Raw genomic sequence first — 13,538 nt, 5'->3', positions numbered from 1 at the left:
CATGACGCGTTCGGCAACGCGCTGGTTTTCGCGGAACGAGCCCGACTGCTTCAGGAGCTCGTCAACAAGGGTCGTTTTCCCATGGTCGACGTGCGCGATAATCGCGATGTTACGAATGCTCATTTTTCGTCTCGGAAGGTTTAGGGCAAGCCCCGATAGGCCACGCCGCTTTTTCAATGGTCGCGCTCATACAGGTTTTTTTGCGATTGCGAAAGGGGGGCACGTCGAAGAGGCCGGCACGGAAAGGCCGACAGGCCATGGCTTTGCCAGCGGCATACGCCCCCCGGGCATCGTTTGCGCAGAGACCTGCCGTGACCGAATTGCTCATGCGACCGCCGCCGGATCAAGCGTCACGCGCCAGAGTTCCTGGTCCTGGCGGTCCATCAGCCTGACCGTCATCTGCTTCGTCTGGCCGTTGATGTCGACGATGCCGAAGAACTGCAGACCCGCCGACGGCGGCAGGTTCGTATCGATGCCGCCGCCGGACGCCTTGATGAAGCGGACGTCCGGCCCGAAGGTCATGTCGAGCTCCTTCGGGCCGTAGGTGCCGGAATGGAGCGGCCCGGAAACGAACTCCCAGAAGGGCGTGAACTCCTTGAAGGCGGCGCGCGACGGGTCGTAGTGGTGGGCGGCCGTGTAGTGCACGTCGGCCGTCAGCCAGACGAGGTTTTCAATGGCATTGTCGCGAATGAAACGCAGGAGATCGGCGAACTCCAGCTCGCGGCCTTGAGGCGCCCCGTTGTCGCCATTGGCGATCGCATCCGAGCCGCGCCGGTTGGTGTAGTCGTCCCAGACGACAAGGCCGATCGGCATGTCGCAGGCGATCACCTTCCACACCGCGCGCGAGGCGGCAAGCTCGCGCTTCAGCCAATCGGCCTGCCGCCAGCCGAAGAGCGCGCCGCCACCCTCGTCCTGATTGGCGCCGCGATAGGAGCGCAGGTCGACGAAGAAGACATCGAGCAGCGGCCCGTAGCCGACCTTGCGAAAGATGCGGCCTGGCTGCGTCGCCGGCGTGCGGATCGGGGTCATCTCGTTGAACGCCCGCGCCGCCCGCGCTGCATAGACCGCGACGTCCTTTTCCGGGTAGCGCGCATCGTCGCGAAGATCGGTCGAGGCCGACCAATTGTTCAGCACCTCGTGGTCGTCCCATTGGTAAAAGGTCGGGCAGACGGCGTTCAGCTGCCGCACGTGGTCGTCGAGCAGATTGTATTTCCACTGGCCGCGATATTCTTCCAGCGTGCGCGCAACGTCGCGCTTTTCATGCGTCACCACCCGGTTCTTCCAGATACCGCCGCCACGAAGCTCAATCTCGTCGGGGATCGGGTTGTCGGCATAGATCGTGTCGCCGGAATGAATGAAGAAGTCCGGCTCGTGCTGCCGCATCGTCGAATAGGTCTTCATCCCGACATCATCGATGCCCCAGCCCTGCCCGGCGGTATCGCCCGACCAGACGAAGCGAACGGACCGTTTGCGCAAGGGCGCGGTCCGAAACCGGCCGATGACGGGCTCGGAGACGCGGTTGACATCGTAGAGATCCGTCGCCGTGAACCAGTAGAAGATGTCCTGGTCCGGAAGCAGACCGTCGAGCGAGCACTTGACCGCGCAATCCGTCTGCGGCGTCGCCGTCAGCTCTGCTAGGCGGAACGGGTTGGAGAAGCTCTCGGTCGTCGAGTATTCGACCGACACGCGCGACGGCCGGTCGACCCGGGTCCAGACCATGCCCGACGACGTATCGACATCGCCGGATTGTACGCCGTGAACGAACTCCGGTCGGCCATAGCCCCGTGCATAAAAGGGTGTCGCAAGTCCGGATGAGGCGGCGAAGCCCGCGGCACCGGCGGAAAAGAGAAAAGAACGCCGCGAAAGCGTCTTGAGAATATCGGCCAAACGGACCTCCGAATCGGCAGCGCGACCGCGCGTGCCGGACCTTTGGTCATCTGGGTGTCAGCGGCGTAACAGGGCCATGAAACTATTTGAACGGTTTGGCGACAGTTCGGTGAAGGTGGCGGCGACCGCGAGCTTTACGGTAAGCCACCCCGCCGGCTCACCCTCCGCCTTGACGGCATGCAGACGGGGAGACTAAGGGTTGCGACGACGGTTCCCCGAAGGATGACTCCGACGGGGATTAATAGGGAACACGGTACGGACGACCCAAAAGGGACCAAGACCGTGGCTGCCCCCGCAACTGTATGCGGAATGCCTGACACCCCTCGTGGCGCCCCGATGCGCCATGCCACTGTGACAACGCCACAGGCGTTCGCGGGAAGGCAGGTGGAAGGCGCTTGATCCGTAAGCCAGGAGACCTGCCGTCAAGCAGAAGATCCAGCGTCACGGGCGGGGTTGCCCGGAACAGGGAGTTGTCCATGATCCGCATATCCGGGGGCTTTGCGCCCTCTATTTTCGTCCTTCTCGACGCCTGCGATCGATTGTCTCCCGACTGTCGCCGTTTCGGCTGACCCTTCGCACGCTCACGAGAAGAGAGAATTCCGTTGAAAGCCCTTTTGAATGCCGTCGGGCGCCATTGCCCATCCCTTGCCGTTTCCGTGTCCCTGCTTCTGACCGTCGCTCCCTCGACCGCCACGGCGGCCGCGACGAGCTACCCCCTGACCTTAAAGAATTGCGGCCAGGAGGTTACCTTTAAGGCGGCGCCGACGCGCACCGCCTCGATCGGTCAGAGCACCACGGAAATTCTCTATCTCCTCGGCCTTGCGGAGAAGGTCGTCGGCACCGCCGTGTGGATCGGTCCGGTCATCGACGGCTACAAGGAAGCCAACGACAAGGTGCCGCGGCTTGCCGACAACGATCCGAGCTTCGAAAGCGTCGTTGCCACCAGGCCGGATCTGGTGACCGCGCAGTTTCAATGGCATGTCGGGCCGGAAGGCATCGTCGCGACACCGAAGCAGTTCGCCGAACTGTCGATCCCGGTCTATGTCTCGCCCGCCGATTGCGCCGCCAAGGACAATTCCGCCGGCGGTGATGGCGTGCGCCACAAATCCTTTTCGATGGACCTGATCTACCAGGAGATATCGGAGCTCGCCGAGATCTTCGACGTGCAGGATCGTGGACAGGCGCTGATCGCCAAGCTGAAGGCGCGCGAAGAGGCCGCCCGCGGCAAGATCGCCAATGCCGACGGCAAGCTGTCGGCGGTTTTCTGGTTCTCCAGCGCCGAGATGGACATCGACCCCTATGTCGCCGGCACCAACGGCGCGCCCGGCTATATCCTGTCGGCGCTCGGCATCAGGAATGTCGTGTCCACCGAAGAGGAATGGCCGACCATCGGCTGGGAAACGATTGCCAAGGCCGATCCGAAGATCGTGGTGATCGGCAAGATGGATCGCCGGCGCTTCCCGGCTGACGACTGGGAGCTGAAGATGAAGTTCCTCAAGTCCGACCCGGTCACCAGCCTGATGCCCGCCGTCAAGGCCGACCATATCGTTGTCATGGACGCCCAGGCGATGAACCCGACGATCCGCACGATCGAGGGTATCGAAGTGCTGGCCGACGCAGTCGAAAAAGCCGGCCTGGCGAAGTGAGGTCGACACCTCTTTCAGTCAACCGTACGGGCGCCGTTTCGACGGCGCTCCTCCTCCTGCTGCTGGCGCTGGCCCTTGGTGCCGCCATCGGCGAAACCGCCATTCCGCTCGACGTCGTCGGCAAGACCGTCGCCAACCGCCTGTGGGGCGCCGGATACCCGCTCGATGCGATCGACGAGGGCATCGTCTGGAACTATCGTCTCAGCCGCGCGGTCGTCGCCGCCTGCTGCGGCGCCGCTCTTTCGCTTTGCGGGGTGATGCTGCAGGCGCTGCTCAGAAACGCGCTTGCCGATCCCTATATCCTCGGCATTTCCGCCGGCGCATCGACCGGCGCAGTCGCCGTCGCCATCCTCGGCATCGGCGCGGGCATGCTGACGCTCTCGCTCGGCGCCTTCTTCGGCGCGGTTTTCGCCTTCGCGCTCGTCTCGCTGCTGGCGCTCAGAGCCGGCCGCGGCACCGGCGCCATCATTCTCGCCGGCGTCGCCGGCTCCCAGCTCTTCAACGCGCTCACCTCCTTCATCGTCACCAAATCGGCCAATGCCGAGCAGGCCCGCGGCATCATGTTCTGGCTGCTCGGCAATCTCTCGGGCGTGCGCTGGCCGGATGTGGCGCTGGCGCTGCCGGTTGCGCTTGGCGGCCTGCTCGTCTGCCTCTGGCACGCCCGCGCGCTCGACGCCTTCACCTTCGGGCGGGAATCGGCCGCTTCGCTCGGCATCCCGGTCAAGCGGGTCTACGTCATCCTGATTTCGGCAACAGCGCTGATGACGGCTGTGATGGTCAGCATCGTCGGCTCGATCGGCTTCGTCGGCCTGGTCATCCCGCATGCGGCACGCTTCCTCGTCGGCGTGCGCCACAGCCTCCTCTTGCCGGCATCTGCCCTGACCGGTGCCATCTTCATGATCGCGGCCGATATCCTGTCGCGCATCATCATTCCCGGTCAGGTGCTGCCGATTGGGGTGATCACCGCACTCGTCGGCGCCCCCGCCTTCGCGCTGATCCTCAGCCGCGGAAGGGCTGCGTCATGAGCCTCAAGGCCGAGACCGTCTCCTGGTCGGCCGGCGGCCGCGTGATCATCGATGCCGTCGATCTCGAGATCGTGCCCGGAGAATTTCTGGGCATCATCGGCCCGAACGGATCCGGCAAGACCAGCCTGATCTCGCTGCTCGCCGGCATCCGTCCGCCACAATCCGGAACCGTCAGCCTCGAAGGGCGCCTTCTCTCAAAAACGACGCGGCGCGACATCGCGCAGCGCATCGCACTTGTCGAACAGCAGGCGGAAACCAGCGAACGCATCACCGCCCGCCAGGCGGTCGAGCTCGGGCGCACCCCGCATCTCGGCGCACTGTCGCCCTGGTCGGAGCGTGACACCGATATCGTCGACCGGGCGCTCGACCATGTGGGCATGAGCGATTTTTCCGGGCGCCAGTGGCACACGCTGTCCGGCGGCGAGCGCCAGCGGCTGCACATCGCCCGGGCGCTGGCGCAGCAGCCGCAGATCCTGCTCCTCGACGAACCGACCAACCATCTCGACATCCACCACCAGATCGGCCTGCTCGAACTCGTGCGCGGGCAGACGCTGACGGTCGTCGCCGCGCTGCACGATCTCAACCACGCCGCCCTGTTCTGCGACCGCATCGCGGTCATGGATCGTGGCCGCATCGTCGCGCTCGGTACCCCGATGGAGATCCTGACAGAGGACCGCATTCTGGCGGTCTTCGGGGTCGCAGCGACAGTCGAGCGCGACGAGGACGGCTCGTGCTTCGTGCGCTATCGGCGCCCGCGGCCAAAACCGCATCTGATTTCCCACACGACAAAGAGACATGACCATGCGCGCTAGGATCGCCGTCGCCCTCGTCGCCCTCGGGCTCGCAGCCGCCCCCGCCCTTGCCGAGACCGTCGAGGTCAGGATGCTCAATCGCGGCGAAAACGGATCGATGGTGTTCGAGCCCGACTATGTCGAGCTGAAGCCCGGCGACAGCGTCAAGTTCCTGGTCGGACACAAGAGCCACAACGCCGCCTCGATCGATGGCATGGTTCCCGACGGCTATGCCGGCTTCAAGGGCCTGATCAACGAGGAAATCGAAGTCACGTTCGACACGCCGGGCTTCTACGGCATCAAGTGCTCGCCGCATTTCGCCATGGGCATGGTCATGCTGATCAAGGTCGGCGAGGCCGAACTGACCGAGGCCTTCCGCAGGAGCGACGTTCCCGGCCGCGCGCGCGGCCGCTTCGACGCGATCTTCGCCCGCGTCGATCAGGGAAAAGCGTCGCAATGAATGGTCCGGCAGACTGGGCGCGGTCGCACAGGCGGGCAAACTTCGACCTGAAGGACGAAATCCGCGACTACTGGTCGAAGCGCTCCGAAACCTTCGACCTCGCCTTCGGCCACCGCATCCCGCCCGGACCGGAATTCGACGCCTGGCAAAAGCCGGTGCGCGACTTTCTCGGCGCTGCGCCCTTGCGGGTGCTTGAGCTCGCCTGCGGCACCGGCGAAGTCACGCGTATCATCCACGAGCTCGGCCACGAGGTCACCGCCCTCGACTTTTCCGAAGCAATGCTTGCGGTGGCTGCGAAAAAACACGCGGGAAAACCGCAGTTGCGCTTCCTGCTTGCCGACGCCGAAAACACCATGGAGCCGGACGAGAGTTATGACGCCATCGTCTGCCGTCATCTGGTCTGGACCCTGACGGAGCCGCAAGCGGCGCTCGGCGACTGGTTCCGCTTGCTGAAACCCGGCGGACGGCTGCTTGTCTTTGACGGCGACTGGGCGAGACCGACGGCTGTCGGTCGTCTCGCATCCCTTGCGATCCGCGGGATCGACCGGCTGGTCGGGCCCGACAATCACTATGACGGCGCCCTTGGCGACCGCCATGCCGCAATCATGCGACACCTTCCCTTCGGCGCCGGGCTGACGGTCGAAACCTTGCTGCCAATGCTTGAGGCGCCGGCTTTGCAACCGTCGAGCACACATCCCATCGCCCGATCGCGGCCGCCCAGCGCAGGAACGCGAACCTGCGCAACCGGCTGCGCACCCTCGTCTATCGCCGCTTCATTCTGTGCGCCCGCAAGCCCGCTTGAGCATTGTGCCAGCGTGCTGCCTTTCGATCGCGCCGCCCTGACCGGATGGCGTTTGCCGAAAGCCCTGCTATGAAGATGGTGCGCACCGCGGTGACAACGCTCGCCACGCGCGACGTAGCAAACGTATCAGCATGCCGCGCGCGGCATCAGACAATGGCAGGTTCCTCAACGTGTCCAACGCCAGCACGCCCGCACGCGATCGCCTCGAACAGATTCTGAGCCGCCTTGACGCCCGCGGGGGCGAGGACAGGGCCTATGTCAGGCTCTATGCCGAAAACGCCCGCGCCGAGGCGGATGCAGCTGATGAGCGCGGGCGCGCGGGCAACAGCCTCGGGCCGCTCGACGGCAAGATCGTCTCGATCAAGGATCTGGTCGATGTTGCCGGCGAGCCGACTTTGGCAGGCTCGGTCATCCGGCGCTCGGCACCCCCGGCCATGGCCGATGCGCCGGTGCTCGCGCGCTTGCGCGCCGCCGGCGCCGTGATCATCGGCAAGACGCATATGACCGAATTCGCCTTCACCGCGGTCGGGCTCAACCCGCACGATCCGGTGCCCGGCAATGCCACCGACAAGAGCCTGATCCCCGGCGGCTCGTCGTCAGGCGCCGGCGTCTCGGTCGCGGAAGGCACATGCGACATCGCCATCGGTTCTGATACCGGCGGCTCCATCCGCATCCCCGCCGCACTCAACGGTGTCGTCGGCTTCAAGCCGACGGCAAGCCGCATTCCGCTTGATGGCACGTTTCCGCTTTCCCCCAGTCTCGATTCGATCGGGCCGCTCGCCCGGACCGTCGCCGATTGCGCCGCCGCTGACGCCGTGATGGCCGGCACGCAGCCGGACGTACTCGCTGCACGACCTCTCACCGGCCTTCGGGTTGGCGTGCCCTTGGGCTTGCTCCTTGAGGAGCTCTCGCCCGAAATCGCGGCCGCCTTTTCCGCAAGCCTCGACCGGCTCTCCCGCGCCGGCGCCCAGATTGTCGACTGCGCGATCGACGACCTGATCGGGCGTCTGAGACAGGCGACACGGATTGGCTCGATTGCCGGGCTGGAAGCCAGTCGCATCCATGCCGCCTGGCTGCCCGATGACGCGGCGCCGGTCGATGAAAGGGTTACGGCACCGCTGCGCCGCCGCCTGGCGGTTTCCGATGAGGCCATCGCGGACCTTCTTCAAACCCGGCGCACGCTTGTCGCGGAGATGGATGAACGGCTTTCGCGCTGCGACCTAATCGCCTTGCCGACAACGCCGATTGCCGCCGTGCCAATCACCAGTGTCGAAACGGATGAGGCGGAATACGACCGGGTCGAGGGCCTGCTGTTGCGCAACTGCCAGGTGGCCAACCAGTTCGATCTCACGGCCATTTCCCTGCCGGTGCCCGGACTGGCGCGTCCGGCCGGTCTGATGCTGATGGGGCGCAATGGAACCGATGAAGGCGTGCTGGCAACGGCTCTCTCGGTGGAGACGCTTCTCCGCGATTGTTGAAAACGGCAATCGACCCGGAAAGGCCGCGCGCACCGCCGGGGCAAGACGGTGAGTTCGGCAGGTGGCGCTCAATCGCATCCACGCGCACGAGACCAGGTGACGCCGCTCTGCGACGGGCGAACAATCCGGCGTGGTTGCGGTGAGACTATCGCTGGCGCTTGAGCAGCCGGATCACCAGCCATAGAGGAACGCCGATGACCACCAGGGTTATCAACCAAAGCCAGATCGAGAATGTCATGGCGCCTGTGCTCCCCGACGCGCAGCGAGCGTTCCTGCAGGCGGCATCGAGGTCAGGACGCTACGCTGCCGCCCGGCTGGATCGCGACCATCGATAGATTGCCGGGCGCAATATCCCGGGACTGTCGCACGCGGGGCAATGTCAGTGCATCGTCTCGCCGTAGATCTCGTCGCTGAGGATCCGGAACGCATCTTCGAGCGCGGCAACCAGAGCGTCCGTGAGTTCGTCGCCGTCGTTGCTGGCGAGATAGAGGGCGACCATCGAATCCGACGGATCGCGATACTGTTCGATATCGTTTGACATATCATTGTCCTTCATTCGCCGTGTCACATCCCGGCTGTTGATGTGACGATAGACGGAGGGACTTGCGCAAAGCTGGCGCAAACCAGCGCATCACCTTTGCTGGAGCCCTTGATAATCGCGAACATGCGGCAGAGCAACGGGCGTTCGCCTTTCCCCCGGGCTTGCAGTTCGTGCAATTCCCACTGTAAGCGCCAGCCATGCGCGCATCGCCACGGACATTTGCGCGACAGGGCATTTTCGATTCTGAGAATTATGCGATAGAGCACGCCAAACGATTGTTGGAAGCGAGCATGCCGAAGAAACCGAAGCGCGACGACGCCGATTATCTCCAGCGGCTGAAGTTCGACTTTCCCGAAGTCCACGCAGATCTGCTCGCGGGCCGGATCCCCTCCTTGCGCAAGGCGCTCGTCGTTGCCGGACTGAGGGCCGAGCGCACGCGCCTCGACAAGCTGAAGAACTCCTGGGTGAAGGCGAGCGCGGCCGAGCGTCAGGCTTTTCTTGTGTGGCTGGGCGCGCAGGAAGGTGGCGAGGCGAGCACTATTCCGCCCGATCGGCCGCCTCCGCAGCGCGCAGCCGCGGGGATAGCCAGTGGCCGCTACCTGCTGGCCGAAACGGTCGCCGAAATCAGGGCCATCATGAACCGGCGCCGCATGCGGCCAAACGCGATCATGGCGGAGATGGGCTTTGCCGCCGACGACATGTCCCTCACCCGTGCGCTGGCCAAGGGCGCCAGCCTGCGACTGTCGGTGATCGCCGCGTTGGAGATCTGGCTTCGCGACAACAGAGCGCAATAGTGGCAGGAAGCCCCGGCGCGCGCCGGGCCGCGCATTCCGCAAGTTGCCAGGAACTGGCCAAATACATCCTCAAGTGCTAATGTTCGCGCGCCTACAGCGCCGCGCCCCTTGACCGGACGCGCAAAGGACGCTGCAGCACTTTGAATTGGTGCATGTCGCGCAAAAGTGCGCAGCGGTATTGCGCTGGCGACATGCGATACATCCATGACGTGAAGCGCTCGGAGCCTATCTGAAAGATCGCGACGCGCTTCAGGTTCCAGACGAACCGGCCTCGCAGCCGACAATCAGACAAACGCGAATTGCTTGCAGCCAATTGCCGCGCCGTCGGTCGACCGCTCCACGAGCGTCGTCATTGTCCGACGACATCAACGTGGAGGAAAAGCCAATGGCCAGCAATCTTGTTTCCACTATCGCGCAGATGCTTACCCCTGACATGATCGCACGCATCGCCTCGGCGCTCGGGCTCGACAGCACCAAAGTGCAGAGCGCGATCGCAACGGCCATACCTGCGGTGCTCGCGGGCCTGACCGGCGTCGCCGCGCAGCCGGGCGGCGCCCAGAAGATCGCTGATACCGCCAGGCAACAGGGCGGAGCGCTCGACAGTCTCCTGGGCATGCTGGCAGGCGGTGACCAGGCGTCGCTTGCACAGAGCGGATCACAGATCATCTCTTCGCTGTTTGGAGCCAAGGACGGCAGCGCGCTGACCAGCGCGATTGCCGGCGTCTCCGGCATCGACTCTCGGGCCAGCGGATCACTGCTTGCAACGCTGGCACCGCTGGTCATGGGCGGCCTTGCCCGGCAGGGCGGCGCCGACCTCAGCGCCAATGGCATTGCCGGCCTGCTCGCGAGCCAGAAGGACAATATCGCCGCAGCCTTGCCCCCCGCCGCCAGAGATCTGCTCGGCGGCACGGGCCTGCTCGGCGCACTCGGCGGCTCGGCCCAGTCGGCCGCGGCATCGGCGAGCCAGGCCGCCAGGAGCGCTGCGTCAGCCGCCGCCTCTGCCGGCAGTGCCGGCCAACGGGCGGCAGCGCAGGCCGCGCCTTCCGGATCGCGCAGCTGGCTCTACTGGGTAATTGCCGTCCTCGCACTCGCAGCCGTGCTGTTTTACCTGTTCGGCAAGCCGGGCGACGAGGTTGCGCCCGAGGCCGCAACGACGGGAGCGAACCTGACGGTCGGCGGCGTTGACGTCGGCCAGCAGGTCAAGGACAGCCTGACGAGCCTGCAAACGACGCTGACCGGCATCACCGACGCGGCCTCCGCCACCGCCGCCCTGCCGAAGCTGGAGGAGGCTTCAAGCGGGCTCGACAAGGTCAGCGCCTCAATCGGCCAAATGTCGGCGGAGCAAAAGGCGGCCCTTGCGGCTTTGGTGAGCCCGATGATGTCGACGCTGAACGGCCTGTTCGACAAGGTGCTCGCGATCCCCGGCGTCTCGGAGATCGCCAAACCTGCGATCGACGCCCTGAAGGCCAAGCTCGCAGCCCTTTCGGCCTGACGGAAAGGCTGACGGAAAGGCCGCCGGCCTGAGCCCAGCATCCGGGCCGGCGGCCATTGCCATCGAAGAATGAGACGAAGGAGGATCAGCCGTGGCTGACAAGACGACATTCACTCCCGACGAATGGACGCTGCTCCTGGAGAGCGTGATGATGGCCGGCATCGCCGTGACTGCGGCCGAGCCGAGCGGGCTCTGGGGCATGATGAAGGAGGGCATCGCCAGCAGCAGCGGACTTCTGCAGGCAAAGTCGGATGCGACGGCAACTCCGCTCGTCAAGGCGCTGGTTGCCGATTTCGAAACGTCGGAGGGGCGGACGGCTGCCCGTGACGGGCTGCAGGCAAAGCTCAAGGGATCAAAGCCCGAGGACATGAAGCTGAGATGCATCGAAACGCTCAGGCAGGCCCGAACCACCGTCGAGGGCAAGGCTCCGGGCGACGCCGGCGCCTTCGCAGCCTGGCTGTACCAGATCAGCCAGAAGGTCGCCGAAGCCGCGAAGGAAGGCGGCTTTCTGGGATTTGGCGGCGTTGCTGTCAGCGAAGCGGAGAAGGCGACACTGTCGGAAATATCCGCGGCGCTGAAAGTCGCCTAGCACAGCTGCGTTTCGTCGCGGAAACAAGAGTCTGCCGTCGGTCGACCGCCAGCGCCCTTACCGGTTGGTAAGGGTGCGGATGACTGTTGTTCTGCAAACACCAATCGATGGCAGCAATGCCACGACATCGTGGTCGGATGGAGCCAGGTCATCTGCTGACGGCGCGCCACCCGCAATCGCCATATCGGGACGGCTCATGGCGCGCGCCGGACGACCACCGCGATGTTCGGCCGCAACGACGACGATCGATCGCCCCGACAGGAACGCTTCGATCCGTCGGGCCAAGGGCAGCGTTTCACAATGCCGACGCGATCAGATGCCGCAAATCTCTGAACTGACGACGATTTCGCCGATAGGAGCGCTGTCTTGCGTCGAATAGACGCCGCGTACATTGAGACCAAAGTCCATCATCTTCTTGAACTGATCTGTCTGGCACCACATGCCCTTCATATACGCCTTCCAGCCATCATCCGGAGGCGCGCTTGCGACCGTGTAGAAATAGGTAAAGGTGCCGGCCTCATAGTCCGCGCCGGTCAGCGTAGTCGTTTCATCGACCTTCGCTGGTCCCTTGATGGCCCGCGCCGCTTCCTCCATCGCCTTGTCGAATTGCAGGCGCCATTCGTTGCACAGCGCCGGGTTGACCTTCAACTCGCCAAGCTGTTGCCCTTCCTGAGAAAGGTATTTCCCTTCAACCGTCGCACCGACATCCGTCATGAACGTGATGTCCGGCGACTTGCACCACCGGCTCATCATGACGTGCCGCCAATTGGTCGACAAAACCGCATCCTTGTACGAAATCTCGTAGACGTAGCGGAAAGTCTCCTTGTCGACTTCGACTGCCTTCAGCGTCGTTATCCCGTCGACTTTCGCCGGGACGGGGATTGCGTTCGCCGATTCCCGCAGGAATGCCTCCAGGCCGAAGCTTCCGATGTCATAGAGAGCCAGCTTTTTCTGCAGCAACGCATCGTCCTGCGCAGCCTCGCTTGCAAGATCGACCTGGCCTTCGACCCATCGGCTCAAGCTTCTCCCGGCCACCATCATGGCCAGACCCACGGCGACGAGGACGATGCTTCTTGCGATCTGCAAGGTGCCGGACGTCCGCCGCTCCTGTGGAGGAGCAAACATCAGGACGAGGTTGGCGAGCGGGATGAAGGCCAGGAACCACCTGTTCCTTGTGCCAAAGGCATCCCGCGAGCGTGCTGCCGCACAGATGCCCATGAAAATGCCGATCGGGACAAGAGACCCGATGATGAGGGCAACGACGACCGTGAGGTAATCATTCCTGATGGAGTCGTAAAAGCGCAAAACAAAGAGCGAGGTCATTCCGATCAGCAGGAAGGAGAGCCCTGTCGTCAGGAAGTACGTCGCCCTGCCGAGCTTGAACGCATGCTTGGAAAAGGCCAGGCCTGCTGCGGCCGAGACCAACAGCACCACCCACGACAACGCCAGGGTGCCGAACTCTCCCATTTTCAGAATTTGATAGGCCCAAGCATCCATGAAATCGCTCCCCCGCAGATCGTGAAATGCACTACCATGACGTGAACAAAAAAGGAACCAAAAATCAACTTGAAATGTCTGGCGGCGGCGTCTGCAACCAACGCCGTGAGAAATGTGCGAGGCAACGGACTGATATTGCGCTGTTGGCGCGTGCGGACACCCACCCCGAGCTTGGGCCCTCACGCGATCTGGACCGGTCATGCGATCACGACGTCGACCGACCGACACCGCCCGCGAAGGCCGAAGGTGAAACAGATGTCGAGGCTGCTGGCGAATTGCTTGCTGGAAGCGGAAGCCGGGTTTGATGGGATCGCACGCCCAAACAAGAACCCCCGAATCGTCAACGAGGCGCCCCACGTCGGACTGCTTCGCATATCATGTGGGCTGGGAAGATTATGGCGGAGAGGGTGGGATTCGAACCCACGGTACGGTTGCCCGTACGCCGCATTTCGAGTGCGGTGCTTTCGACCACTCAGCCACCTCTCCGCTTTGCTGGTCGGCGCTTGTCTAGCGCGGTCGGGTTCATAGCGGCAGAT

13 protein-coding genes, 1 tRNA gene, 1 pseudogene and 1 riboswitch are annotated in these 13,538 nt (G+C 64.0%); of the genes and pseudogenes, 10 read left to right on the top strand and 5 right to left on the bottom strand.

Translation table 11 applies throughout. The features are described 5' to 3' along the window. A partial coding sequence (locus VGO12_RS13135) for a GTP-binding protein (protein ID WP_327494536.1) occupies positions 1 to 123 on the bottom strand: 123 nt, incomplete at its 3' end. A 201-nt stretch (positions 124 to 324) separates the two neighbouring features. Further along, a complete protein-coding gene (locus VGO12_RS13130) occupies positions 325 to 1,887 on the bottom strand; it encodes an alkaline phosphatase D family protein (RefSeq protein ID WP_327513190.1) in 1,563 nt (520 codons plus the stop codon). Between the two features lie 191 nt (positions 1,888 to 2,078). Continuing rightward, positions 2,079 to 2,325, top strand: a riboswitch (cobalamin riboswitch). A gap of 218 nt (positions 2,326 to 2,543) precedes the next feature. Here VGO12_RS13130 and VGO12_RS13125 point away from each other — a divergent pair. The 7 genes and pseudogenes from VGO12_RS13125 (at position 2,544) to VGO12_RS13095 (ending at position 8,424) form a co-directional block, all read left to right on the top strand. Further along, the gene (locus VGO12_RS13125) at positions 2,544 to 3,533 is read left to right on the top strand and encodes an ABC transporter substrate-binding protein (RefSeq protein ID WP_414650715.1); all 990 of its coding nucleotides are present in this window, start codon (positions 2,544 to 2,546) and stop codon (positions 3,531 to 3,533) included. After that, positions 3,530 to 4,558 carry an iron ABC transporter permease gene (locus VGO12_RS13120; RefSeq protein ID WP_327513189.1) on the top strand — a complete coding sequence of 343 codons (1,029 nt, stop codon included), beginning with the start codon at positions 3,530 to 3,532 and terminating at the stop codon, positions 4,556 to 4,558. The genes VGO12_RS13125 and VGO12_RS13120 overlap by 4 nt, the downstream gene beginning before the upstream one ends. Continuing rightward, positions 4,555 to 5,370, top strand: a complete 816-nt coding sequence (locus tag VGO12_RS13115) for an ABC transporter ATP-binding protein (RefSeq protein ID WP_327513188.1) — start codon at positions 4,555 to 4,557, stop codon at positions 5,368 to 5,370. Before VGO12_RS13120 ends, VGO12_RS13115 begins: the two co-directional genes overlap by 4 nt. After that, positions 5,360 to 5,809, top strand: a complete 450-nt coding sequence (locus VGO12_RS13110; RefSeq protein ID WP_414650714.1) for a pseudoazurin — start codon at positions 5,360 to 5,362, stop codon at positions 5,807 to 5,809. Before VGO12_RS13115 ends, VGO12_RS13110 begins: the two co-directional genes overlap by 11 nt. After that, positions 5,806 to 6,611, top strand: a pseudogene (locus VGO12_RS13105) (class I SAM-dependent methyltransferase). The gene VGO12_RS13110 and the pseudogene VGO12_RS13105 overlap by 4 nt, the downstream one beginning before the upstream one ends. A 170-nt stretch (positions 6,612 to 6,781) precedes the next feature. Beyond that, complete coding sequence (locus tag VGO12_RS13100; protein WP_327513186.1) at positions 6,782 to 8,089, top strand: amidase; 1,308 nt, start codon at positions 6,782 to 6,784, stop codon at positions 8,087 to 8,089. A 194-nt stretch (positions 8,090 to 8,283) separates the two neighbouring features. Continuing rightward, positions 8,284 to 8,424, top strand: a complete 141-nt coding sequence (locus VGO12_RS13095) for a hypothetical protein (RefSeq protein WP_327513185.1) — start codon at positions 8,284 to 8,286, stop codon at positions 8,422 to 8,424. A gap of 44 nt (positions 8,425 to 8,468) precedes the next feature. Here VGO12_RS13095 and VGO12_RS13090 read toward each other — a convergent pair whose 3' ends face one another. Continuing rightward, positions 8,469 to 8,630, bottom strand: coding sequence for a hypothetical protein (locus VGO12_RS13090; protein WP_327513184.1), 162 nt, complete (start codon positions 8,628 to 8,630; stop codon positions 8,469 to 8,471). Between the two features lie 290 nt (positions 8,631 to 8,920). On the opposite strand from VGO12_RS13090, the gene VGO12_RS13085 reads away from it, so the two are divergent. The 3 genes from VGO12_RS13085 to VGO12_RS13075 all read left to right on the top strand — a co-directional run bounded on the left by VGO12_RS13085 (position 8,921) and on the right by VGO12_RS13075 (position 11,505). Further along, positions 8,921 to 9,424: a hypothetical protein gene (locus tag VGO12_RS13085; protein ID WP_327513183.1), complete on the top strand. Its 504-nt coding sequence runs from the start codon at positions 8,921 to 8,923 to the stop codon at positions 9,422 to 9,424. A 385-nt stretch (positions 9,425 to 9,809) separates the two neighbouring features. After that, the gene (locus VGO12_RS13080; protein ID WP_327513182.1) at positions 9,810 to 10,916 is read left to right on the top strand and encodes a DUF937 domain-containing protein; all 1,107 of its coding nucleotides are present in this window, start codon (positions 9,810 to 9,812) and stop codon (positions 10,914 to 10,916) included. 91 nt (positions 10,917 to 11,007) lie between these two features. Further along, entirely contained in the window at positions 11,008 to 11,505 is a 498-nt protein-coding gene (locus VGO12_RS13075; protein WP_327513181.1) for a hypothetical protein, read from the top strand. 312 nt (positions 11,506 to 11,817) lie between these two features. On the opposite strand, the gene VGO12_RS13070 is transcribed toward VGO12_RS13075, so the two are convergent. Next, positions 11,818 to 13,002 (bottom strand): hypothetical protein, encoded by a 1,185-nt coding sequence (locus VGO12_RS13070; RefSeq protein WP_327513180.1) that lies wholly within the window; start codon positions 13,000 to 13,002, stop codon positions 11,818 to 11,820. A 396-nt stretch (positions 13,003 to 13,398) separates the two neighbouring features. Beyond that, a tRNA-Ser gene (locus tag VGO12_RS13065) sits at positions 13,399 to 13,488 on the bottom strand. Between the last annotated feature and the right edge of the window lie 50 nt (positions 13,489 to 13,538).

Origin of the sequence: Ensifer sp., assembly GCF_035999135.1 — a bacterium.
Lineage (GTDB): Bacteria > Pseudomonadota > Alphaproteobacteria > Rhizobiales > Rhizobiaceae > Ensifer.
The sequence above is the reverse complement of the archived record's forward strand: the minus strand, read 5'-3'. Positions and strand labels throughout refer to the sequence as shown.

Bases quoted from the DNA above. Each gene is read 5' to 3' on its own strand.
- VGO12_RS13115 (WP_327513188.1), top strand. From the start codon at position 4,555: ATGAGCCTCAAGGCCGAGACCGTCTCCTGGTCGGCCGGCGGCCGCGTG.
- VGO12_RS13110 (WP_414650714.1), top strand. From the start codon at position 5,360: ATGCGCGCTAGGATCGCCGTCGCCCTCGTCGCCCTCGGGCTCGCAGCC.
- VGO12_RS13095 (WP_327513185.1), top strand. From the start codon at position 8,284: ATGACCACCAGGGTTATCAACCAAAGCCAGATCGAGAATGTCATGGCG.
- VGO12_RS13090 (WP_327513184.1), bottom strand. From the start codon at position 8,630: ATGTCAAACGATATCGAACAGTATCGCGATCCGTCGGATTCGATGGTC.
- VGO12_RS13085 (WP_327513183.1), top strand. From the start codon at position 8,921: ATGCCGAAGAAACCGAAGCGCGACGACGCCGATTATCTCCAGCGGCTG.
- VGO12_RS13080 (WP_327513182.1), top strand. From the start codon at position 9,810: ATGGCCAGCAATCTTGTTTCCACTATCGCGCAGATGCTTACCCCTGAC.
- VGO12_RS13070 (WP_327513180.1), bottom strand. From the start codon at position 13,002: ATGGATGCTTGGGCCTATCAAATTCTGAAAATGGGAGAGTTCGGCACC.